Source organism: Frigidibacter sp. SD6-1 (assembly GCF_030143255.1).
GTDB lineage: Bacteria > Pseudomonadota > Alphaproteobacteria > Rhodobacterales > Rhodobacteraceae > TMP-24.
Genome location: NZ_JARJNR010000011.1, coordinates 38,299 through 60,000 on the forward strand (window position 1 = coordinate 38,299; position 21,702 = coordinate 60,000).

Sequence of the window (21,702 nt, forward strand, 5' to 3'; positions counted from 1 at the left end):
GCGTTTTTCCTACCGGGAAACATATCCCCTCGCAAGCCGGAGTTCAGAGGACCGATGCCGCGGCGGTTTCGATCGCATGCAGCAGGCTTTTCGCCGATGACCGGGGTCCGTAGAGCGTGACTTCGCCCTGTCTGCGCCTGATCAGGTAGCAGCCGATATGTTCGACGAGGGTCCGGCTGGCGAAACCGTCCTCCACATGCGGGAAATCGACGTTACATAGCCGTTCCAGCAGTGGCGCGAGGTCGGGCGCGAAAAGGTCGAACCTTGCCCAGCCATCGGTCTGTTCGGTGACCGAGGCGCTGTCACCGAACAGGCGCTTCAGTTCTTCAGCGATATCCTCGTTCGTCGCGAAGGGCGCCTCGACAAACCACATGTCCGGGGCGACCCAGAAGCTTGAATAAGGTGCGCCCTGAGTTGAACCGGCAGGATCGGGCAAGGGTACCATGCCTTTTGCCGCTTTGGAGAAATCCTTGTCGCGCCCCCTGCGGCAGGCAATCGAGGCGAGCGCAATATCGAAGCGCTCGACGATCCGGTAGGGGCCGATCTCGCGCGTCACCGGATCAGAATGGCCAAGCGAAGTGAGGGCATTCAGACGGTCAGCCACGAAGTCTCTCCCCTTCCGGATCGAAGAAGTGCGGGCTGACGATCTCCACCTCGGTATCGGTTCCCGCAAGCAGGTTCACCGCGCGCATCCTTTCGCCGATCCTGCGGTCGCCTGCCTTCAGATAGCCAAGCGCTATGTCAGAGCCGAGATGCGGCGAATAGACCTTGGAGGTCAGCCAGCCACCATCGTTCTCCATCACCGCCGCCGCGCCGATATCGAGAAAATGGCTGCCCGCCGTCAGCTTGCCGTCCGGGGCGACCGGTTTCACGCCGACGAGTCGGTAGCCGCCCGGGTCCATCATGCCTTCTCGGCCCGAAAGCACCATGCCGATGCTGTCTTTCTTCCTCGACACCATCTTTCCCAGACCCATGTTCAGCGCCGTCGACTGTCCGTTCAGCTCATTTCCGGCAACATGGCCCTTTTCGACCCGCATGACGCCAAGCGCCTCGGTGCCATAGACAACCGCGTCAAAGGTGCGCCCCTCTTCGACCAGCCGCCGGATCAGCGCGTCGCCGTAGCGGGCGGGGACCGCGATTTCGTAGGCCAGTTCGCCCGAGAAAGAGATGCGGAAGAGCCGCGCGCGCAAGCCGCCAACGGTGATGTTGCCCGCCGCCAAATAGGGGAAGGCGGCGTCGGAAATGTCCTGATCGACGATCCGCTCCAACAGCCGCCGCGCGTTCGGGCCCGCGACCGAAAATTGCGCCCAGGCTTCCGTCGTCGAGATAAGCTGCACATCCATGCCGGGCCATAGGACCTGGCGGCAGAATTCCAGGTGACGGAAGACGGCGACCGCGTTCGCGGTGGTGGTGGTCATCACATATTCATGCTCGCCAAGCCGCGCGGTGGTGCCGTCGTCGAAGACGATCCCATCCTCGCGCAGCATCAGCCCGTACCGGCACTTGCCGACGGGCAGGGTCGAGAAGGTGTTGGCATAGACACGGTCGAGGAAGGCCCCCGCATCCGTGCCCTGAATGTCGATCTTGCCGAGCGTCGTCACATCGCAGATGCCGACCGACCTGCGCGTGGCCAGAACCTCGCGGTCGACGCTTTCGCGCCAGTGCGTCTCGCCCGGGCGCGGGATCCATTGGGTGCGAAGCCACTGGCCCACTTCGACGAAGACCGCGCCCTGTTCCTCGGCCCATGCGTGGCTTGGCGTCAGGCGTGTCGGCTTGAACTCTTTTCCTCTCGACCGTCCGGCGAGCGTGCCCATCGCCACCGGAGTGTAGGGCGGGCGGTAGATCGTCGTACCGGTTTCGGGGATCGTCCGGCCGGTCAGCCCGGCCATGATCGCAAGGCCCAGCACATTGCCGGTCTTGCCCTGATCGGTTGCCATGCCAAGCGTGGTGTAGCGCTTCAGATGTTCGACGCTGGTGAAGTTTTCCTGATGGGCAAGCTTCACATCCTTGACGGTGACATCGTTCTGCGGATCGATCCAGGCCCGGCCCTTGCCGCCCGCGACATACCATTTGGGCGTGATCGACACGGGCGCATCCTCTGCCTCGGGCAGCGGCTGGGCTCGGCTGGCGCGTCCGAGGTCGGCGAGAGCCGCAAGCGCCTCGGTCTGCCCGCTCGCGAGCGCGCCATGCGTCGAAAGCCGGCCTGCCGCCGCACCGGCTGCCGAGAGGCCGGGAGGGCCAGCCTTGCCCGGAACGAAGGACAGGATAGCCTCGTCCCAGACGGGCCGGGCGCGGTGGTGGGACGAGATATTGACGTTCGGGTTCCAGCCGCCCGAGACGCCAAGGGCCGAGGCGCGGAGAGTCTCTGTCCGCCCGTTCGCCTGGCGGATCGTGATCGACGTCAGACCGAGGCGTCCGCGCGTGTCGATCACCTCGGCGCCCCTCAGATGGCGGATGCCCGGCAGAAGCGGCCCGTCGGCGCGGGCGTCTATCACCGCGACGACATCCACCCCCTTGGCATGCAGGTCGGTGGCGGTCCGCAGCCCGTCCTCGTTGTTGGTGAAGATCGCCACCCGGTCGCCTGCGGCCACCGCCCAGCGGTTGGCATAGGCGCGCAGGCTGCCCGCCAGCATGATCCCCGGTCGATCGTTGTTCTCGAACGCGATCGGCCGTTCGGTGGCGCCCCCGGCAAGGATCGCCCGTCGCGAATAGATGCGCCAGAGCGTCTGGCGCGGTTTGCCCGGCGGGGGTTCCGGCAGATGGTCAGAGACGCGCTCGACCGCGCCGTAGATGCCGTGATCGAAGGCGCCGATGACGGTGGTGCGCGACATCAGCCGGACAGTTGGCAGTTGCGCAAGCTCTGCGACCGCCCCCGCAGCCCAGTCTGCCCCCGGCTGGCCGCCGATCTCGAACCTCTCGGAATTGAGCCGCCCGCCCATGCGGAAATCCTCGTCTGCAAGGATAACCCGCGCCCCCGCGCGGCCCGCAGTCAGCGCCGCCATCAGGCCGGCAGGCCCCGCGCCGATCACCAGAAGGTCGCAATGCAGGAAGCCCTTGTCATAGCTGTCCGGGTCTTCCTCGCGGGTCAGGCGCCCAAGGCCCGCCGCGCGGCGGATCATCGGCTCGTAGACCTTTTCCCAGAAGGCGGCAGGCCACATGAAGGTCTTGTAGTAGAAACCGGCGGCGAAGAACGTGCTCAGCCGGTCATTCAGTGCCATCGCGTCGAGGCGCAGCGAGGGCCAGGCGTTCTGGCTGGTGGCGGTGAGGCCGTCGAACAGCTCGGCCACCGTTGCGCGGCTGTTCGGCTCCTGCCGGGCACCGGTGCGGAGCTGGACAAGGGCGTTCGGTTCCTCCGACCCCGCAGAAAGGGGTCCGCGCGGGCGATGGTACTTGAAGCTGCGACCCATCAGCCGCACACCATTCGCAAGGAGTGCGGAGGCGAGCGTGTCGCCCGGATGCCCGGTATAGGGCAGCCCGTCGAAACTGAAGCGGATCGTTGACGTCCGGTCGATCTGCCCGCCCGCGATGCGATGTGACCGGCTCATCTCGACCGCCCCGACGCACGGGCCACGTCGCGGGCAAGCTCCACTTTCGTGATCTCATGCGTCAGCGTGTTGCGGGTGACGACAAGCCAGGACCGGTCGCCCTGCTCGTGATACCAAAGCTCGCGATGTTCGCCCACCGGGTTGGCGCGGTTGTAAAGATAGTCGTGGAAGGCCCCGATCCCGTCGGACAGGCCGTCGGGGCGGTTCATCAGGCTCGCATCGCCCAGATAGACGAACTCCTGCGCGTCACGGGGGCCGAGGATCGGGTGGTCGATGATCATCTCCGGTGGCTCCCCGGGCCGTTCATCCGCCCTGACAGGCGTCTTCGCTGCGGGCGCCCATGCGAAGAAAGCCCGCAAGGGATTGATGAGCAGCCGGTCTGGATATGTCGCATTACGGGCCTCAATGCAGGTTCGGGGTCGCGCCTTGCCCCTTTTCGTCGATCATCAGCCCTTTCAGGAACCGGTCGAACCGGTAAGCGCGGGCGGTCGGATGCGGTTCGTCGCGCGCCAGAAGATGGGCGAAGCACCAGCCCGACGCCGGTGTCGCCTTGAAGCCGCCGTAACACCAGCCGCCGTTGAAATAGAGCCCCTCGACAGGCGTCCGGTCGATGATGGGCGAGCCGTCCATCGACATGTCCATGATGCCGCCCCAGGTCCTGAGAAGCCGCGCCCGCCCGATCGCGGGCATCAGCGCCATGCCGCCTTCGGCAACATCCTCGATCACCGGCAGGTTGCCGCGCTGGGCATAGGAATTGTAGCCGTCGATATCGCCGCCAAACACAAGCCCGCCCTTGTCGGACTGGCTGACATAGAAATGGCCCGCGCCGAAGGTCATCACCCCGTCGATGAAGGGCTTCAGCCCCTCGGAGACGAAGGCCTGCAGCACATGGCTCTCGATCGGCAGCCGCAGGCCCGCTTGCGCCATGACCTTTGACGATGATCCCGCTACCGCGACGCCCACTGTCCGTGCGCCGATGAAGCCGCGTGTGGTCTCGACCCCAAGGATGCGCCCGCGTTCGATCCGCATGCCCGTGACTTCGCAATTCTGGATCAGGTCGACGCCGCGCATGTCGGCGCCGCGCGCATAGCCCCAGGCGACGGCATCATGGCGCACCGTGCCGCCCCGCCGCTGCATCAGCGCGCCCTTGATCGGAAAGCGGGCATTGTCGAAGTTGAGCCAGGGGTACATCGCCCGGACCTGCTCGCGGTCCAGAAGCTCGGCGTCAGCACCATTCAGGATCATCGCATTGCCGCGCCGGGTAAAGGCGTCACGCTGGGCGTCGGTATGGATCAGGTTGATGATGCCGCGCTGGCTGACCATCGCATTGTAGTTGAAGTCCTGCTCCAGCCCTTCCCAGAGCTTCAGCGAGAATTCGTAGAAAGGTTCGTTGCCGTCGAGCAGGTAGTTCGACCGGATGATCGTTGTATTGCGTCCGACATTGCCGCCGCCAAGATAGCCCTTCTCCAGAACCGCGATCCGCTTCTGTCCGAACTCTTTGGCCAGGTAATAGGCGGTCGCAAGCCCGTGCCCGCCGCCGCCGATGATGATGTAGTCATAGTCCGCCTGCGGCTCGGGGTCGCGCCACACCGGCGTCCAGCCCCGGTGGCCGGTCAGCGCTTCGGCAATGACCCTGAAGGCCGAGTATCGCATGCTAGTCCGCTTTCTGTTCCTGACTGGAAATCTAGCGGTTCGGCCCGGCGCGGCCCGCGCCTTTTCGCCATCGATCGCGCGGTTTTCGTCACGCCCCGTTCGCGCGCTGGACTGTCGGCGCCGCGCTCTGCTTCGACAGCTGCACGGCAAGGATGCCAAGCGCGATGATCGCGACGCCCAGGATGTCGGTCATGCCGAGCGCCTCGTGCAACAGGGCGGCGGCGACGGCGACCCCGAAGAAGGGATTGAGGAAATGGAAGGTCGCGGCCCGCACCGCGCCGATGCGGCCGACAAGGCGAAACCAGACCCAGGTGGCAAGAAGGCCGGGCACCAGCGTCGTGTAGGCGAAGGCGGCGGCGAGCCGGGGCGTCCAGTTGACCGTCCAGGTTTCGAGGAAAAGCGAGGCCAGCCCCAGAAGCGCGGCGCCCACGAACATCTGAAGGCCGACGATCATCAGAAGATTGCCGCCCGATGTGGCGCCGCGCACCGAAAGCGTCGCAATGGCGAGCGCGGCAGCGCCGGCAATGCACAGCGCGATGCCCGGCAGGCTGACCCCGCCCGACAGCCGCGCACCCATGATGATCGCCGCCCCTGCAAAACCCGCGATCAGGCCCGCGATGCCCAGGGGACGCACCTTTTCGCCGAATAAGAGCCAGCCGAAGAGCGCGACCAGAAGCGGCATGGTCGAGGCGATGATCGCGGCCAGCGAGGCCTCGACCCATTGCATGGCGACGAAATTGAAACCGAGGTAGATCGCGTTCTGGCACAGGCCGAAGATCAGCGTCGCGCGCCATTGCGCCGGGGAAAGGCGCCAGCTTTGCCCCAGTGCCCGGGCGATGCCGACGCCGATCAGGCCGGAGAGAAGGAAGCGCAGGCAAAGGGCGGCCATCGGCGGGGCGTCGGCCACGATCATCCGGGCAGAGGTGAAGGCCGAAGACCACATGAAGGCGAAGGCCAGCCCCATCCCGATCGCGCGGAGATCCATCGTTTCATCGCTCCAAAAGAAAAGGCCGCCCCGGGGGGCGACCCTAACCATTGCCGCGGCGCCCGCAAGGGCGCGCGTTGGCGTGAGGTCGGATCAGCCGTTCACGCTGTCCTTCAGGGCCTTCGCGACCGAGATCTTCACGACCTTGTCGGCGGCCTTGGTGATCATTTCGTTGGTCGCGGGGTTGCGCACCTGACGCTCGGGGCGGGCGCGGCAGACGACCTTGCCGATGCCCGGCAGCGTGACCGCGCCACCGGCCGAGACTTCGCGCGCGACGACCGACGCAATCGCGTCAAGGGCGCCCGATGCGGTCTTCTTGTCGGAGCCCATGGCATCCGCCAGAGCGGCCACGAGCTGGGTCTTGGTCATGGGTTTGGACATGTCTGTCTCCTTGTTGCCCCATCTTATGGGGGGTCATTGGGGGCTTGTTCACAGCCGGTAGAGGTGAAATTCATGCTTTTGCGGCGCAAGGCAAGCGATTTTCGCTTGTGTGCTGCGATTTCCCGCGCGTCACAGGAAGGCTGTCTCCTCGAAACTACGCAACTTCCGGCTGTGGATGCGCTCCAAGGGCATGTCGCGCAGCCGCTCCATTGCCCGGACGCCGATCAGAAGGTGGCGGCTTACCTGGGTGCGGTAGAACTCCGTCGCCATGCCGGGCAGTTTCAGCTCGCCGTGCAGGGGCTTGTCCGACACGCACAGAAGCGTGCCGTAGGGTACGCGGAAGCGGAAGCCGTTCGCCGCGATCGTGGCCGATTCCATGTCGAGCGCGATGGCGCGCGACTGGCTGAGCCTTTGAACGGGGCCGGATTTGTCGCGCAGTTCCCAGTTGCGGTTGTCGATGGTGGCGACCGTGCCGGTGCGCATGATGCGCTTCAGCTCGTAGCCTTCCAGCTCGGTCACTTCCTGAACCGCCTCCTGCAACGCGATCTGGATCTCGGCCAAGGCCGGGATCGGCACCCAGACCGGCAGGTCGGCGTCCAGCACATGATCCTCGCGCAGATAGGCATGGGCCAACACGAAATCACCCAGCGACTGGCTGTTTCTCAGCCCCGCGCAATGACCGACCATCATCCAGGCGTGCGGGCGGAGGACCGCGATATGGTCGGTCGCGGTCTTGGCGTTCGACGGGCCGATCCCGATATTGACGAGGGTAATTCCCTGCCCGCCCCGGCGTTTCAGGTGATAGGTCGGCATCTGCGGCAGGCGCGGCAGATCGGGAATGACCCCGTCGGGCGACCGTATCTCGGCATTCCCCGGCGCGACAAAGCTTGTGTAGCCGGAAGCCGGATCGCCCAGCGACGCCCGCGCGAAGGCTTCGAATTCATCGACATAGAACTGGTAGTTGGTGAAGAGCACATGGTTCTGGAAATGCACCGGATCGGTCGCGGTGTAATGCGACAGACGCGCCAGCGAATAATCGACCCGCTGCGCGGTGAAGGGCGCCAGATGTCCCGACCCGTCGGGATTGGGCCGCGCCGTGCCGTTGACGATATCGTCGTTCGTGGTCGTCAGGTCCGGCACGTCGAAGACGTCGCGCAGCGGAAAGTCCAGCACGCCCTCCTGCGGCACGGTCAGCGAGGGTTGCGCGGTGACGGCGAAATGCACCGGCATCGGCGTGAAGGAGGGGCCGACGACGACCGGCACGCCGTGGTTCTCGATCAAAAGCGACAGCTGCTGGACCAGATAGTGGCGGAAAAGGTCGGGCCGGGTGATCGTCGCCACATAGGTGCCCGGCACCGGAATGTGGCCAAAGCCCATCCGCGCGTCGCCCAGCGAATGGCTGGTCGTGGTGATCCGCACTTCCGGATAGAAGGCGCGGACCCGGGCGGGCGGGCGATGGCCCTGCAGCGTGGCGCGGAACTTCTCCATGAGGAATTGCGAGGACTGGGCGTACAGCGCCTCAAGCCGCGCCACGGCCGCTTCCGCATCGGTGAAGCTTTCGGCAGGCGGCATGTTCGGCAGAAGGATCGACGGTGCCGGGGTCATTCGAAAAGCTCCGTGAACTGGAAACGGGTCACATCGACCAGCCCGAGGTCGGATATCCGAAGCTCGGGGATGACAACGAGGGCAAGGAAGGAATGCTGGATCGAGGCGTTGTTCAGATCGCAGCCGCAGTCGCGCATGCGGGCGACAAGGGTCGAGGCTTTCTTCGCCATCTCCTCAGCGGGCGCGTCCGACATCAGCCCCGCGACGGGCAGGGGGATGTCGGCGATTTCTTCCCCGTCCTTCCACAGGCTGAAGCCACCACCCATCTTCGCGATACTGTTCGCAGCCTTCGCCATCAGGTCGCGGTCGGTGCCCACGACGATGATCTGGTGCGCGTCATGCGCAACGGTCGAGGCCATGGCCATCTGGCCCTTGTAGCGAAAACCGTTCACGAAGCCGTTCACCATACGGCCCGAACCAAGATGCCGCTCGATCACCGCGCATTGCGCGACATCCTGCGCCTCGTCCGGCTCGACGATCCCGCCCCTGACGGCCAGCGTCCGGGTCAGGGCGCGCGTGGGCGCCTGATTCTCGACGATGCCGATGACGCGGGCGCTGACCGTTTGCGCCCCTTTCGGGGCCGGGATCAGGAAATCGTCCGCCACCTTGTCGCGCCCCATCCTGACCGTATCCCTCGCTTTCGCGGGCCAGTCGTAATGCGGGCAGGTAACGGTCAGGCGACCGTTCTCGGCGACCGTCCGGCCGCGCGCGATCACCCTTTCGCAGGGCAGGGTCGTCAGGTCCGAGGTCAGGATCACATCCGCGCGGCGGCCCGGCGCGATCGACCCCAATTCGCGCTCCAGCCCGAAATGGGTGGCGGTATTGATCGTGGCCATCTGCAAGGCGATCAGCGGGTCGCAACCCTTCTCGACGGCGCGCCGATAGGCACGGTCCATATGGCCTTCCTCGACCAGTGTCCCCGGGTGGCAATCATCGGTGCAAAGGATGAAGTTCCGCGGGTCGAGCCCCTTCTCCGTCACCGCCGTGATCTGACGGTCGACGTCGAACCAGGCCGAACCATGGCGCATCATCGCACGCATGCCTTGCCGCGCCCGCACCACCGGATCCATCTCGGTCGTGCCCTCATGGTCATCCGCCGGACCGCCCGCCACATAGGCCAGGAAATTCGGCCCGAGGTCGGGTGAGGCATAATGCCCGCCCACCGTCTTGCCCGCCCGCTGGGTCGCGGCGATCTCGGCCAGCATCTGCTGGCTTCCCGCGCTGACGCCCGGGAAGTTCATCATCTCTCCCAACCCGATGATCCCCGGCCAGCTCATCGCCTCGGTCACCTCGTCCGGGCCGATCTCGTAGGGCGTCGTCTCCAGCCCCGGCGCCGAGGGCGCGCAGGAGGGCATCTGCATGAACATGTTGACGGGCTGGAGAGCCGCCTCGTCATGCATCATCCGCACGCCCTCGATGCCCAGGACATTGGCGATCTCGTGCGGGTCCGCGAACATGGTCGTCGTGCCGTGCGGGATGACGGCGGCGGCGAATTCGGCGGGGGTCAGCATGCCCGATTCCACATGCATATGGCCATCCAGAAGCCCGGGAACCATATAGCGGCCCTTGGCGTCGATCACCTGAGTATCGGGGCCGATGGCATAGGACAGATCCGGCGCGATGGCGGCGAAGCGGCCATCGGCAATCGCCACATCATGGCCGGGCAGCACTTCGCGGGTATGGACATTCACCCATTGGCCGCCGCGGATCACCAGATCGGCCGGGGAGCGACCGGCCGCGACCGCGACCAGGCGGGGGGCCACGTCGGCCCAGGAAAGAAGGGGGGGATTTTGGTTTTTCATGCCAGAATTTGGCAGAAGGTCCGGTGGCTTGCAAGAGCAGGCCAACCGCAGCTTTTCAATGAATCTCCCGAAAATGGCCGCTCATCGAGCCCTTCGCGCTCTCTTCGCTGACAGGCGCGCGGACGGAACCGAGGAGTGCATGAAATGCTCGACGAGGCCCGACGGACATCAAAGCCCGAGCCTGGCAAGCCCCCGCGCCTTCAGTCGCGCATGAAGCGCCGCCGCCTCTGCCGCGAGGGCCGCATCATGCGCGCCCGGCGCCTTGTCGCGCGCCACCTTCAATTCGCCTGCCGGGCGCGGTTCAAGCCCGATCCGGCGGGCGACGGCCTGCCAGACGGCGGGATCGGCGCTGAGCGCCTCATAAGGGACGAAAGCGATATTCTCATGCGCCGCCTCGGCGGTATCGAGCGCGCGATAGGCTGCAATCCAGACCCGAAGCCAGTAGTCAAGCGTTGCCGGGTCACCCTCGGGCCGCCCGTCGAACAGGAAGGGCCGATGCGTCGCGCCGAACTCGTGATGGCCGAGCCAGGTCATGTAATCGCACACGAACGGATCGCTGTCGGCAAAGCGCTCGTGCTGGTTCAGCAGGCTTGCCGCATGAGCCAGCGGTTCGCGCAGCGGCACGAGGATCTGCGCCTCGGGTATCGCCTCGGCCAGCGTGGCGATTCTGAGGATATTGTTATTGTTCTTAGAGACATAGCGCCCCTTGCCGGTCTTGCGCAGCACCAGCCGGATCAGGTCGCGATAGCCCGCGACGACGTCCCCGTCAGGCGAATGGGGGCTGAGCCCGTCGGCGCCGATGTAGGCGCCACCATCGGCCATCTTCCAATAGACCTCGTCCAGCGCCTCGGGGCTTTGGGTATCCACCTCGATCCCGTCGCCATGGGCGCGCTCGGTCCTGGCGCCGGGTTTCGCACCCTTCGACGACAGTTTCGCCCAGAGGTTCGGAGCCAGCACGAAAGGCATGTCGGCATAGGTGAGAGAGCCGAACTGGCCGGTCGCGTGGATTTCCCGCATCAGGATCGTGGTGCCGGCCCGCGCAAGGCCGGTGACGAACACATGGCGCCCGTCATCCTGCGGTGCGGATTTCAGGAAGAGGCCCTTTTCGATGTCCATCGCCATTTCGCCCACCATCGGCGAGCCAAGCGCCAGCCGGTGAAGCGTCCGGTCAAGCGCTGAATAGTCCGAAGAGGCGCCCGCCGCCCTGTGCGCCGCGGCGCCGCGTGTCCTCAGCCAGAGGTAGCCGAGGGAAACGACGCACAGCACGAGAATCGCCATCGGTCTCAGCAGGGCCGCCATCCAGGCGGAAAGACCCGGCGGATAGAGCAGCCCGAGCAGCGCAACCGGCAGAAGCGCAAGGCAGAGCAAGAGAAAGAAGGTAACCGACCCGACGCCGATGCGCAGCGCATAGGCTGGCAGGATCCGTTCCTTCCAGTGATCGGAAATGCGCCCGGATTTGAGGACCCGCCCGGCTTTCTGCGCCGTCGCCGAAACCTCGGCGATCCGGCCAATGACCGGCAGGCGCAGCAAAGCCTCGCTGGCGAGGACCGCCGCGAGCGTCACGAGCCCCCAGAAAAGCATCACTTGGCGGCGGAACTGTCGGAGGCCTTGGCGGCGCCGTTCGTCGCGCCGGGCTTCTTCTTGCCCTTCAGCATCCGCTTGATCGGATACCAAAGGACCGCGAAGATCGCGAGGAAGATGGCGCCGATGACGCCGATCACCGCACCGATCGCGCCCGCGCCGACGCCGGGGCCGATGTAGGCAAGCGCCATGCCCGGCTGCAGCGCCAGAAGGACGGCAGCAAGGCCAAGAGACATCAGGGATCTATTCATTGCAGGTAACACCTTCAATTGCGGCCAGGGCGCGGTCGCCCTCGACCTGGGAAAGAAAACGACTCCAGCCCAGCTGGTAGACCTTACCATTTTCGGCGCGGTTGGTGAACTCGGCTGCCTTCAGGCCCGCCGGATCGGCGAGGAGAAGCGTCGCCTGCGTCACATCCTCGATCAGGTGATAGCCGCCCGGCAGCGGCGAATAGAGGCCCGCGGCAATCGTCTGGACCTTCTCGGCGGCCATCAGATCGTCAAGGATCGCGCCGTCCTTGCCGGTGGCGAAGTCGTAGGTTGCTATCCGCGAATGATCCTCGACAAAGGGCCGGGCGCCCCTGTCCTCCGCCCGGTTGTCATAGACCGCGATCATATGGTCGTTCAGGACATCAACGTCATGCTGGGCGATCCAGGGACCCTGTTTCATCCAGACGATCTCGTCCGTCGACGGGCGGTAAAGCACGATGGCCGAGATATTGCGCAGGCTGAGGAAAACGTCGCCCTTCTTCCAGTAGGGTCCGTCGGCCAGCACCGGCTCGATATCGTTCAGATGGGTCGGGTCGAAGGAATAGCGGGCGTTGGTGAAAAGGAGATGGGTAAACCCGTGCTTCATCAGCATCGCGGGCACCGAACGGGCGAACAGCACCTTTCCGTCGGGCGAGACCTGCGCGATTTCGTCGTCGTAGAAGGTCTTGTCGGTGCGCGGGATGGTCGAAGGCTCGATCACCGACGGGATCCAGAGATTGCCGTCGGCATCGGCCTCGGTCGAGTGATGGAAGAGCTTTCCCGGCATGATCCAGTTTCGCTTGCCGCAGGCATTCACGCTGATCAGCGGGCCGGTGTGGTCCTTGATCAGCAGCGCGCCGCCTGGCGTGAGATAGGGATGGATCGCCCGGTAGAACTCGGATTCCCAATTGCTGAAGAGCGCGTGGTAGCTGTCGGTCTGGAAATCGCCGATGAGGTCGTTGGCCTCGATCACCCATTCATGCCGGACCTGCCAGTCCGACAGTGACAGAAGCTCGACCACCGGGCGGCGGCGGGTGCCGTCATAGCGGCTTTGCAAGAGATAGCCCGAAAGCGCGGGCATCGCACCCTGAAGGGGCGCCCAGCCCGTCGGTTTGCCGTCGAAAGCGCCGCTGTCATAGACCTGCATCCGGTCCTTGGCCTTCAGCGCGGCCTTCACCGTATCGGGCATTTCGGCGAGAAAAAGCGCGGTTTGCGAGAGTTTCCCGAAACGCTTGGCGCCGCGTTCGCCGTCAATCGCCGCAAAACCGAAGCCGAGCGCGCCGACGACGGCCACAAGCAGCAGGAGCAGGACCGCCCAAAGCTCGATCTTCAGCGCCATCAGCCGTTGCATGAACAGAATCCACCCGCGTATTTCTGCGACTGGCCTAGCATGGCTGCGCGATTGGCGGCAATTTCTTTGCGGAATTCCGGCATGAACGTCGGGATTATGCGGTCAGATGTGAACAATTGCCGGGCGCCTGCCGGACTGGCAACGGCGGGCAAACCGGCGGGGAGGTGAGCGATGAGCAAGGCGGACAATGCAGCTGCGCGGCCAAGGGTGGAGATCCGCTATTGCACCCAGTGCAACTGGCTCCTGCGGTCGGGCTGGATGGCGCAGGAACTCTTGTCGACCTTCGGCACCGATCTGGGCGGGGTGACGCTGGCCCCGGGCACGGGCGGCATCTTCGAGATCTGGATTGACGGCGAGCTGCTGTGGGAACGCAAGCGCGATGGCGGTTTTCCCGATGTGAAGGCGTTGAAGCAGCGCGTGCGGGACCGGATCGCGCCGGACCGCGATCTTGGCCATCTGGACCGCTAGGCGGGGTCAGCGGTTCGGGCGCTGTGCCTGGGGCGAGGCAAGTTCGGCCAGGATCGCCTGCGCCGCGCGGCGCGGGTCGGGCGCGGCCCAGATCGGGCGACCGACCACCACATGATCGGCGCCATCAGCAATCGCCTCGGCGGGCGTCGCGACGCGTTTCTGGTCGCCAAGCGCAGCACCGACGGGCCGGACACCCGGCGTGACGATCAGCTTGCCCGACGCTTCCGGCAGGGCGCGGATGCGCGCTGCTTCCTGCGGGCTGCAGATCACGCCGTCAGCCCCGGCGGCAAGGGCACGGGCCGCACGGTCGGTGACGATGTCGGGCACGGCGCCCGGCACGATCAGCGCGGCGTCAAGATCGGCGCGGTCGAGCGAGGTGAGGATGGTGACGGCGAGAATCTTCAGATCCTTGCCGCCCGCCCCTTCCTTCGCCGCCCGGACCACATGCGGGTCGCCATGGACGGTGAGGAAATCGAGATCGAATTGTGCAAGCCCGCGCACCGCCGCTTCGACCGTCGCGCCGATGTCGAAAAGCTTCATGTCGAGGAAGATGCGCTTGCCGTGTTCGGTTTTCAGTTCGTTCGCAAGCGCCAGTCCGCCCCCCGTCAGCATGCCGAGCCCGATCTTGTAGAAGCTGACGGCGGGGCCGATCTCTTGCGCCACTTGCAGACCGGCAAGCGCATTCGGCACGTCAAGCGCCACGATGAGGCGATCATCGGCTTCAGTCATCTCACTCTCCGCTTGTGTCGGCGCTCTCATGGGCCGCAGGCCGGAGGCTGTCAAGGCTGGAGGCGCGCGCGCGGCCTTGCTAAGCAAGGGGGCGGAGGACCGGGAATGATCATCGCATTCGATATCGGCGGCACGCAGATCCGCGCGGCAGAGGTCCGTGCGCCGGGCGTGCTTGACCCGGTGCGATCCTGGCCGACGCCGGGGGCGGATTTCGCGGCTTTCGTCGGGGTGCTGCGGGAAGCGGCGGCGGGTGCGGACCGGGTTCACTTGTCGATTGCCGGTATCGTCGACCCGGTGACGGGCCGGGCGCGGGTTGCCAATATCCCTTGCCTTGACGGCCGCCCTTTGGCGCGTGATCTGGAACAGCTGCTGGGATGTCCGGTCCTGATCGCCAATGATGCCGATTGCTTCACGCTTGCCGAGGCGCGAAGCGGTGCGGGAGCAGGGCACGCGGTGGTCTTCGGCGTGATCCTCGGCACCGGGGCGGGTGGCGGCCTGGTGATCGGCGGGCACCTGCATCGCGGCGCGCGCGGGGTGGCGGGCGAGTGGGGCCATGGGCCGGTCATGGGGCGGACGGATGTACCCGCCTGGACCTGCGGTTGCGGCCTTTCCGGTTGCGCCGATACGGTCGCTGGCGCGCGCGGGCTGGAACGGCTTGACGCCCATCTGACCGGCGACGGCCGGGACAGCCGGGCGGTTCTCGCGAATTGGGCGGCGGGGGAGGCGTCGGCGGTGCGCGCGGTCGGCCTCTGGCTCGACATGGTCAGCGGGCCGCTGGCGATGGTGATGAATGTGATCGGGCCATCGGTCGCGCCGGTCGGCGGCGGTCTCGGGCGGGATCAGCGCCTTGTGGCGGCGCTCGACCGCGCGGTTCGGGCGCGCATGCTTGCGCCGCCCGACGCGGCCCTTCTGGTGCCCGCGCTGCACCGGGTGGAGCCGGGGCTGATCGGTGCGAGCTATCTGGCGGAGGGGATCTGATGGCGGCGCGCGTGGTGCTGGAACTGTGCGTCGAGACGCCTGCGGGGATCGAGGCCGCAATAGAAGGCGGCGCGGACCGGATCGAACTGTGCGCGGCGCTGGCGCTCGGCGGGCTGACGCCCTCGGCCGCGCTGATGGCTTTCGCCGGAAGATCGGGACTGCCTGTCACCGCGTTGATCCGACCGCGCGCCGGAGGGTTCCGATATGACAAGATGGAACTTCAGGTGATCGCCGACGATATCGCACGGGCACGCGCTGCGGGTCTTGCAGGTGTCACCATCGGTGCGGGCGGGCTGGACGGGCTCGACCTGGCGGCGATGGAGCGGCTCGTGCGCGCGGCCGATGGGATGGACGTGACGCTGCACCGGGTCTTTGATCTGGTGGAAGACAAGGCGCGCGCGCTGGAAGCGGCGCGGGCACTTGGCGTTGCGCGTATTCTCACGTCGGGCGGTGCGGCGAGCGCTGCACAAGGTACAGCGACGCTCTCCGCGCTGGTCCGGCAGGCGGCGGGACGCCCCGGCATTCTGGCGGCGGGCGGTATCCGGGCTGAGACTGTCCGTGCCCTGCTGGACGCGACCGGGGTTCTGGAGGTGCACGCCTCCTGCGGCCGTGCCGCGCCCTCTACGGCGGGGGAGTTGGCCTTCGGATTTGCGGGCGCGGATCGGCAGATGACCGACCTGGCAGCGGTGCGCGCGCTTCGCACGGCGCTTGACCGGACGTGACCGCCGCCTCCTCGGGCACTTCGTTTCTCGTCGGGGCCGCGATGCGTGCACACAGCGTGACGGCGCGTCTCACGCCGCCGGGCGCACCAGCTCCGCCTCCGGCGGGCGGGGCATCCGCCCGTCCATGGCCAGCGCAAGTTTCGCCGCCGCAACCAGCCGGTCCTTGAGCGGCGCCCCGCCCGCCGCGATGACAGGCGCCATGACCCTGACCCGACGTTCGGCCGTCGCTTCGCCAAGCTCGAGCCGGATCACAATGGTTGCGCTGATCATCCTGGTGGTCCGGTCGTGCATCACCTCGGTGGCGCGGGTGGAAAGAATACGCATCGGCCTTGTCCTTTCTGGTGGGCAGCGCCAGTGAAGCGCATCGCGGTTACCAAAGGGTGGACGGATTGACTTGGGCCCCGCGCGGGCTAGCATCGCGCGGAAGGCGAAAGGGCAGGCAGATGCAGGTCAACATCACATACGAGCGGCCCGAAAGCGGCCCGGCCTCTGGCCCGGTCACCGTGGGCTGGTTCCGGTCGAACGACAAGAACGCGGTCCTCTACGACCCGCCGCAGCGGCTTCAATCGCGCGACATGTCGAAGACCCATGCGAAATCGGCCTCGCGCTGCCCGGCGGTGATCCAGATGGAAAGCCGCTATTTCGTCTTTCCCTGCCCGTTCGACCTGCATCTGGGTTTTGCCCGGTCGAAGGACGGAAAGCCCGCCTTCGTGAACCGCGCGGGCAATGCGAGCCCGATCCGCACCGCGAAGCTGAACGAAGTGCTGGTGATGGTGAACGAGGCCGAATGGCGCTATCCCGACCGGCCGACGATCCAGCTTGTGCTGCCCTATACGTTCATCGCCGACGAGCCGGTCTATGTCACCCAGCTTGGCGCCTTTGCGCATTACCGGCGCGACCCCCTGCCCGGCACGATCTTCGGCGGGCGCTTCCCCATCAACCTCTGGCCCCGGCCCCTGATGTGGGCCTTCGAATGGCACGAGCCCGAGCGCGACATCATCCTCAAGCGCGGCGAGCCGCTATTCTATTGCCAGTTCGAGGCGAACGGCCCGGACCGGCCGGTGCAACTGGTCGAGGTCGAACGGACGCCGGAACTGGAAAACTATGTCGAGGCGATCGGCGGGGCGGTGAACTACGTCAACCAGACCTTCAGCCTGTTCAAGGCGGCCGAAGCCCTGCGGCCGGAGCGACTCGTGGTGCCCAAGAAATAAAGAACGGCCCCGATGCCAATCGCATCGGGGCCGAACGAACCTCCCAGAGCGGACTGGGCTACTGGTTACAACACCTTCGTCTGATGGGGCGGGCGCCGTCGGTATGTGGCCGGTAAGTTCGTGGTGCGCTCCCTTCATCGACCCCGACAAATGAGCGCCTTTCCCATCAATATTTAGGCGGAGACGGTTCTTCTTCTGGTTTCGCTTCCTCTCTTGTGGGAGCCGGTTGCCGGATGTTCTGATCCCGGACCTCCCAAGTGATCATGGTCTGAGTGTGCGCCGGATTGCCGCGCCGCGGAATCGCATATTCGCATAGTGGGGGCACTCGAAAGGATAGGCCGATCCATCGGATGGATAGATTGTTTGCACACGCGCCCTGTCTGCGATACGCCGCATGCCCGCTCGCCGCAGCCGCGCGACCTATCGCGTCCGGTTATTGCTTTCAGGGTCGAGCAATTCGTCCAGGAGCGTCTTCCAGCCCTGAAGCTCCCGCCGTCGCAGCTGCTTCTGCCGATCAGCGTCGACAGGCTGATCCTCGCGCCACGCACAGCGGAAGGAAAAATCCGGGATGGCGATGCGCAGCAAGGTCTGTTGCGGGGCGGCCCCGGAATTGTCGGTGCGCCGGCGGGCGCCCTTCGGTTCCAACTGGCGGGTGGGCCGAACAAGGCGAGGTGCGACGCCGACGCGTTTTTCGTGTTTCATGGGAACCCCCGTACCCGCGGCTGGATCAGGGTGCGTCCAACCTGGAGACACGGTAGCGCAGGCAAGAGCTTCGCCGATGCGCTCGAACGTATATCCATAAGGCGCATCTGATTGCCGGAACGTGACAATTCGGATGTGACGTTTGTCTTTCAAAGGGTCGATTTCCCTGATCGGGCGGGATCGGCCTTACCGATGGTCAAGTTATCGGCCTCAGGCTCTTGCAGAGAGCGAATCTGTTCCCACCTAAGGACCAAGGCCCGGGGAATGTGCCGCGAGGCGGGCGTTCCAGGACGGGTGCTTCAGAGAAGGAGTTACCGATGAACATGGAAAAGTTCACGGAGAGGTCGCGCGGTTTCCTGCAGGCGGCCCAGACGATCGCACTGCGCGAGGGGCACCAGCGCGTGATGCCCGAACATCTTCTGAAAGCCTTGATGGATGACGAGCAGGGCCTGTCGGCCAACCTCATCCGTCGCGCGGGCGGTGCGCCCGAACGGGTGACCGAGGCCGTGAACCTTGCCGTCAGCCGGATCGCGAAAGTGTCGGGCGGATCGGGCGAGGTCTATGTCGATACCGCACTTGTGCGCGTGCTGGACGAGGCCGAGAAGATCGCCAGGAAGGCAGGTGACAGCTTCGTTCCGGTGGAACGGATCCTGATGGCGCTGGCCATGGTCAACACCAAGGCCAAGGATGCGCTGGATCAGGGCGCGGTCACGGCGCAGGCGCTGAATGCCGCGATCAACGATATCCGCAAGGGCCGCACCGCCGACACGGCAAGCGCCGAGGAAGGCTATGATGCCTTGAAGAAATATGCCCGCGACCTGACCGAGGCGGCGGCGGCCGGCAAGATCGACCCGATCATCGGGCGCGACGAGGAAATTCGCCGCGCGATGCAGGTGCTGAGCCGCCGGACCAAGAACAATCCCGTCCTGATCGGCGAGCCGGGGGTGGGCAAGACCGCGATCGCGGAGGGCCTCGCCCTGCGCATCGTCAATGGCGATGTGCCCGAAAGCCTGAAGAACAAGAAGCTCATGGCGCTCGACATGGGTGCGCTGATTGCCGGGTCGAAATATCGCGGCGAATTCGAGGAGCGGCTGAAGGCGATCCTGAAGGAGATCGAGGCCGCCGCGGGGGAAATCATCCTCTTCATCGACGAACTGCATACGCTGGTGGGCGCGGGCAAGACCGACGGCGCGATGGATGCGGCGAACCTGATCAAGCCCTCGCTGGCACGCGGCGAGTTGCATTGCGTGGGTGCGACGACCCTGGACGAATACCGCAAGTATATCGAAAAGGACGCGGCCTTGGCCCGCCGGTTCCAGCCGGTGATGGTCGAGGAGCCGACGGTCGAGGACACGATCTCGATCCTGCGGGGCATCAAGGAAAAATACGAGATGCACCATGGCGTGCGCATTGCGGATTCCGCTCTGGTGGCGGCGGCGACGCTGTCGCACCGCTATATCACCGACCGGTTCCTGCCCGACAAGGCCATCGACCTGATGGACGAGGCGGCATCCCGCCTGCGGATGGAGGTGGATTCCAAGCCCGAAGAGCTGGATGCGCTGGACCGCGAGATCCTGCAAAAGCAGATCGAGGCAGAGGCGCTGAAGAAGGAAGATGACGCGGCCTCGAAGGACCGGCTGGAGAAGCTGGAGAAGGAACTCTCCGACCTGCAGCAGCGCTCTGCCGAGATGACGGCCAAGTGGCAGGCGGAGCGTGACAAGCTGAACGTGGCGCAGGCGCTGAAGGGCGAGCTGGAACAGGCGCGCAACGAGCTGGAACATGCCAAGCGCGAGGGCAATTTCGCGCGTGCGGGCGAGTTGCAATATGGCCGCATCCCCGATCTCGAGCGCAAGCTTGGCGAGGCCGAGAGCCGCGAGGACGGGCTGATGGTGGAAGAAGCTGTCCGCCCCGAACAGATCGCCGAAGTGGTCGAACGCTGGACCGGCATCCCGACCTCGAAGATGCTCGAGGGCGAGCGCGACAAGCTTCTCAAGCTTGAGGAGGAGCTAGGCCAGCGGGTCATCGGCCAGCATACGGCGGTGGTCGCGGTGTCGAACGCCGTGCGACGCGCACGGGCGGGGCTTAATGACGAGAACCGGCCGCTCGGCTCGTTCCTCTTCCTCGGCCCGACCGGCGTCGGCAAGACCGAACTGACGAAGGCTTTGGCCGAGTACCTGTTCGACGACGAACATGCGATGGTCCGCATCGACATGTCCGAATTCATGGAGAAACATTCGGTCGCCCGGCTGATCGGCGCACCGCCCGGCTATGTTGGCTACGACGAGGGGGGCGTGCTGACCGAAGCGGTCCGGCGCAGGCCCTATCAGGTCGTGCTGTTCGACGAGGTGGAAAAGGCCCATCCCGACGTCTTCAATGTGCTTCTGCAGGTGCTGGACGATGGCGTCCTGACCGACGGGCAGGGGCATCGGGTGGACTTCAAGCAGACGCTGATCATCCTGACCTCGAACCTTGGAAGCCAGGCGCTGAGCCAGTTGCCGGAAGGGTCGGATGCCTCGGCGGCGCGGCGGGATGTGATGGACGCAGTCCGGGCGCATTTCCGCCCCGAATTCCTGAACCGCCTCGATGAGACGATCATCTTCGACCGGCTGACGCGCGGCGACATGGACGGGATCGTGAAGATCCAGCTCAAGCGGCTGGCAAAGCGGCTGGCGCAGCGCAAGATCGCGCTCGACCTCGATGCGGCGGCACTGCAGTGGCTGGCCGACGAGGGCTACGACCCGGTCTATGGCGCACGGCCCTTGAAACGGGTGATCCAGCGCAGCCTGCAGGACCCGCTGGCCGAGATGCTGCTGGCGGGCGATGTGAAGGACGGCGAGACGGTGCATGTCAGCGCCGGGGCCGACGGGCTGATCGTGGGTGAGCGCGTCCAGCGATCTGCCCGGCCGAAGCCCGAGGGCGCGGTCCTGCATTGAAGGCTTTCGTCCGGGCTTCGCCCGGCCGACCCGCCGGGGGAGGCGCTGCCTCCCCCGGACCCCCTCCGGGATATTTGCAAACGGAAGAGGGAATGTTTCAGGCTCTGATCGGTTTGTGAAACGAGTTCATTTGGGCGCGTTGCGATCCTCGCCTAGGTTCAGGTGAACCAAGGAGGGCAACGTGACCTATAGATTTCGAACCGATCTGCGCTGGTCGGACGTGACGCCGAAGGGTGTCTTTCTGAACCGCCGCCAGCTGATGGCGGGGGCGGCGGCCTTTGGCCTGGCGCGCCCGGCCCTGGCAAAGATCGCGGCGCAACCGTCGGCCTATTCGACGGACGAGGTGCCGAACAGGTTCGAAGACATCACGAGCTACAACAATTACTATGAATTCGGCACCGGCAAGGAAGACCCCGCCGCCAATGCCGGTTCGCTGACGGTGAAGCCCTGGACGGTGAAGATCGACGGGATGGTGGATAGGCCCGGCGACTACGGGCTGGAGGATATTCTCGCCCATGTCACGCTTGAGGAGCGCATCTACCGTTTTCGCTGCGTCGAGGCCTGGTCGATGGTGGTGCCCTGGATCGGGTTTCAGCTTTCCGATCTCCTCGCGCGCGCGGGCGTACGCGCGAGCGCGGAATATGTAGCGTTCGAGACGCTGATGCGGCCGGAGGAGATGCCGGGGCAGAATTACCCGATCCTCGAATGGCCCTATCGCGAGGGGCTGCGGCTGGACGAGGCGATGCATCCTTTGACGATCCTTGCGACCGGGCTTTACGGCGAGGTGCTGCCCAATCAGTCCGGCGCG

The 21,702-nt window shown here is 65.6% G+C and carries 20 protein-coding genes (1 of these 20 only partly in view); 6 read left to right on the plus strand and 14 right to left on the minus strand.

Annotated features, from left to right (window positions below):
• Nucleotides 1-43 precede the first annotated feature (43 nt).
• The 11 genes from P0645_RS17035 to P0645_RS17085 all read right to left on the minus strand — a co-directional run bounded on the left by P0645_RS17035 (nt 44) and on the right by P0645_RS17085 (nt 13,151).
• Entirely contained in the window at nt 44-604 is a 561-nt protein-coding gene (locus P0645_RS17035) for a sarcosine oxidase subunit gamma (RefSeq protein ID WP_284165759.1), read from the minus strand.
• Nucleotides 597-3,545: a sarcosine oxidase subunit alpha family protein gene (locus P0645_RS17040; RefSeq protein ID WP_284165760.1), complete on the minus strand. Its 2,949-nt coding sequence runs from the start codon at nt 3,543-3,545 to the stop codon at nt 597-599. Before P0645_RS17040 ends, P0645_RS17035 begins: the two co-directional genes overlap by 8 nt.
• Nucleotides 3,542-3,826, minus strand: a complete 285-nt coding sequence (locus tag P0645_RS17045) for a sarcosine oxidase subunit delta (RefSeq protein WP_284165761.1) — start codon at nt 3,824-3,826, stop codon at nt 3,542-3,544. Before P0645_RS17045 ends, P0645_RS17040 begins: the two co-directional genes overlap by 4 nt.
• Nucleotides 3,827-3,947: 121 nt before the next feature.
• A complete protein-coding gene (locus P0645_RS17050) occupies nt 3,948-5,198 on the minus strand; it encodes a sarcosine oxidase subunit beta family protein (RefSeq protein WP_284165762.1) in 1,251 nt (416 codons plus the stop codon).
• 88 nt (nt 5,199-5,286) lie between these two features.
• A complete protein-coding gene (locus P0645_RS17055) occupies nt 5,287-6,183 on the minus strand; it encodes a DMT family transporter (RefSeq protein WP_284165763.1) in 897 nt (298 codons plus the stop codon).
• 93 nt (nt 6,184-6,276) lie between these two features.
• Complete coding sequence (locus tag P0645_RS17060) at nt 6,277-6,564, minus strand: HU family DNA-binding protein (RefSeq protein ID WP_267635460.1); 288 nt, start codon at nt 6,562-6,564, stop codon at nt 6,277-6,279.
• Nucleotides 6,565-6,693: 129 nt separating this feature from the next.
• Nucleotides 6,694-8,169 (minus strand): AMP nucleosidase, encoded by a 1,476-nt coding sequence (locus P0645_RS17065; protein WP_284165764.1) that lies wholly within the window; start codon nt 8,167-8,169, stop codon nt 6,694-6,696.
• Entirely contained in the window at nt 8,166-9,971 is a 1,806-nt protein-coding gene (locus P0645_RS17070) for an adenine deaminase (RefSeq protein WP_284165765.1), read from the minus strand. The genes P0645_RS17065 and P0645_RS17070 overlap by 4 nt, the downstream gene beginning before the upstream one ends.
• 168 nt (nt 9,972-10,139) lie before the next feature.
• A complete protein-coding gene (locus tag P0645_RS17075) occupies nt 10,140-11,552 on the minus strand; it encodes a sulfotransferase (RefSeq protein ID WP_284165766.1) in 1,413 nt (470 codons plus the stop codon).
• Nucleotides 11,552-11,803 (minus strand): hypothetical protein, encoded by a 252-nt coding sequence (locus tag P0645_RS17080; protein ID WP_284165767.1) that lies wholly within the window; start codon nt 11,801-11,803, stop codon nt 11,552-11,554. Before P0645_RS17080 ends, P0645_RS17075 begins: the two co-directional genes overlap by 1 nt.
• Nucleotides 11,796-13,151, minus strand: coding sequence for an arylsulfotransferase family protein (locus P0645_RS17085; protein WP_284165768.1), 1,356 nt, complete (start codon nt 13,149-13,151; stop codon nt 11,796-11,798). The genes P0645_RS17080 and P0645_RS17085 overlap by 8 nt, the downstream gene beginning before the upstream one ends.
• A gap of 171 nt (nt 13,152-13,322) precedes the next feature.
• Between P0645_RS17085 and P0645_RS17090 the strand changes: the two genes are divergently transcribed.
• Nucleotides 13,323-13,619, plus strand: a complete 297-nt coding sequence (locus P0645_RS17090) for an Rdx family protein (RefSeq protein WP_284165769.1) — start codon at nt 13,323-13,325, stop codon at nt 13,617-13,619.
• A gap of 6 nt (nt 13,620-13,625) precedes the next feature.
• Here P0645_RS17090 and pyrF read toward each other — a convergent pair whose 3' ends face one another.
• Nucleotides 13,626-14,348, minus strand: a complete 723-nt coding sequence (gene pyrF, locus P0645_RS17095; protein ID WP_284165770.1) for an orotidine-5'-phosphate decarboxylase — start codon at nt 14,346-14,348, stop codon at nt 13,626-13,628.
• Nucleotides 14,349-14,453: 105 nt separating this feature from the next.
• Between pyrF and P0645_RS17100 the strand changes: the two genes are divergently transcribed.
• The gene (locus P0645_RS17100) at nt 14,454-15,326 is read left to right on the plus strand and encodes an ROK family protein (protein ID WP_284165771.1); all 873 of its coding nucleotides are present in this window, start codon (nt 14,454-14,456) and stop codon (nt 15,324-15,326) included.
• Complete coding sequence (locus P0645_RS17105; protein WP_284165772.1) at nt 15,326-16,048, plus strand: copper homeostasis protein CutC; 723 nt, start codon at nt 15,326-15,328, stop codon at nt 16,046-16,048. Before P0645_RS17100 ends, P0645_RS17105 begins: the two co-directional genes overlap by 1 nt.
• 69 nt (nt 16,049-16,117) lie before the next feature.
• On the opposite strand, the gene P0645_RS17110 is transcribed toward P0645_RS17105, so the two are convergent.
• On the minus strand, nt 16,118-16,372 hold the full coding sequence (locus tag P0645_RS17110) for a hypothetical protein (RefSeq protein WP_284165773.1): 255 nt from the start codon (nt 16,370-16,372) through the stop codon (nt 16,118-16,120).
• Nucleotides 16,373-16,491: 119 nt separating this feature from the next.
• On the opposite strand from P0645_RS17110, the gene P0645_RS17115 reads away from it, so the two are divergent.
• A complete protein-coding gene (locus tag P0645_RS17115) occupies nt 16,492-17,259 on the plus strand; it encodes a hypothetical protein (protein ID WP_284165774.1) in 768 nt (255 codons plus the stop codon).
• Nucleotides 17,260-17,679: 420 nt separating this feature from the next.
• On the opposite strand, the gene P0645_RS17120 is transcribed toward P0645_RS17115, so the two are convergent.
• Nucleotides 17,680-17,961, minus strand: coding sequence for a hypothetical protein (locus P0645_RS17120; RefSeq protein ID WP_284165775.1), 282 nt, complete (start codon nt 17,959-17,961; stop codon nt 17,680-17,682).
• Between the two features lie 317 nt (nt 17,962-18,278).
• On the opposite strand from P0645_RS17120, the gene clpB reads away from it, so the two are divergent.
• Both clpB and msrP read left to right on the plus strand, forming a co-directional pair.
• The gene (gene clpB / locus P0645_RS17125) at nt 18,279-20,894 is read left to right on the plus strand and encodes an ATP-dependent chaperone ClpB (RefSeq protein WP_284165776.1); all 2,616 of its coding nucleotides are present in this window, start codon (nt 18,279-18,281) and stop codon (nt 20,892-20,894) included.
• Nucleotides 20,895-21,075: 181 nt separating this feature from the next.
• Nucleotides 21,076-21,702: the 5' portion of a protein-methionine-sulfoxide reductase catalytic subunit MsrP gene (msrP, locus tag P0645_RS17130; protein WP_284165777.1), read on the plus strand. Its footprint extends 291 nt past the window's final position; the window shows 627 of its 918 coding nt (coding positions 1-627); its start codon is at nt 21,076-21,078; the stop codon falls past the right edge of the window.

Coding starts and splice junctions, on each gene's coding strand:
- P0645_RS17050 (WP_284165762.1), bottom strand. CDS start 5,198: ATGCGATACTCGGCCTTCAGGGTCATTGCCGAAGCGCTGACCGGCCAC.
- P0645_RS17085 (WP_284165768.1), bottom strand. CDS start 13,151: ATGCAACGGCTGATGGCGCTGAAGATCGAGCTTTGGGCGGTCCTGCTC.
- P0645_RS17100 (WP_284165771.1), top strand. CDS start 14,454: ATGATCATCGCATTCGATATCGGCGGCACGCAGATCCGCGCGGCAGAG.
- P0645_RS17090 (WP_284165769.1), top strand. CDS start 13,323: ATGAGCAAGGCGGACAATGCAGCTGCGCGGCCAAGGGTGGAGATCCGC.
- P0645_RS17080 (WP_284165767.1), bottom strand. CDS start 11,803: ATGAATAGATCCCTGATGTCTCTTGGCCTTGCTGCCGTCCTTCTGGCG.
- P0645_RS17115 (WP_284165774.1), top strand. CDS start 16,492: ATGCAGGTCAACATCACATACGAGCGGCCCGAAAGCGGCCCGGCCTCT.
- pyrF (WP_284165770.1), bottom strand. CDS start 14,348: ATGACTGAAGCCGATGATCGCCTCATCGTGGCGCTTGACGTGCCGAAT.
- P0645_RS17065 (WP_284165764.1), bottom strand. CDS start 8,169: ATGACCCCGGCACCGTCGATCCTTCTGCCGAACATGCCGCCTGCCGAA.
- P0645_RS17070 (WP_284165765.1), bottom strand. CDS start 9,971: ATGAAAAACCAAAATCCCCCCCTTCTTTCCTGGGCCGACGTGGCCCCC.
- P0645_RS17060 (WP_267635460.1), bottom strand. CDS start 6,564: ATGTCCAAACCCATGACCAAGACCCAGCTCGTGGCCGCTCTGGCGGAT.
- P0645_RS17075 (WP_284165766.1), bottom strand. CDS start 11,552: ATGCTTTTCTGGGGGCTCGTGACGCTCGCGGCGGTCCTCGCCAGCGAG.
- P0645_RS17105 (WP_284165772.1), top strand. CDS start 15,326: ATGGCGGCGCGCGTGGTGCTGGAACTGTGCGTCGAGACGCCTGCGGGG.
- P0645_RS17110 (WP_284165773.1), bottom strand. CDS start 16,372: ATGCGTATTCTTTCCACCCGCGCCACCGAGGTGATGCACGACCGGACC.
- P0645_RS17045 (WP_284165761.1), bottom strand. CDS start 3,826: ATGATCATCGACCACCCGATCCTCGGCCCCCGTGACGCGCAGGAGTTC.
- P0645_RS17040 (WP_284165760.1), bottom strand. CDS start 3,545: ATGAGCCGGTCACATCGCATCGCGGGCGGGCAGATCGACCGGACGTCA.
- clpB (WP_284165776.1), top strand. CDS start 18,279: ATGAACATGGAAAAGTTCACGGAGAGGTCGCGCGGTTTCCTGCAGGCG.
- P0645_RS17120 (WP_284165775.1), bottom strand. CDS start 17,961: ATGAAACACGAAAAACGCGTCGGCGTCGCACCTCGCCTTGTTCGGCCC.
- P0645_RS17055 (WP_284165763.1), bottom strand. CDS start 6,183: ATGGATCTCCGCGCGATCGGGATGGGGCTGGCCTTCGCCTTCATGTGG.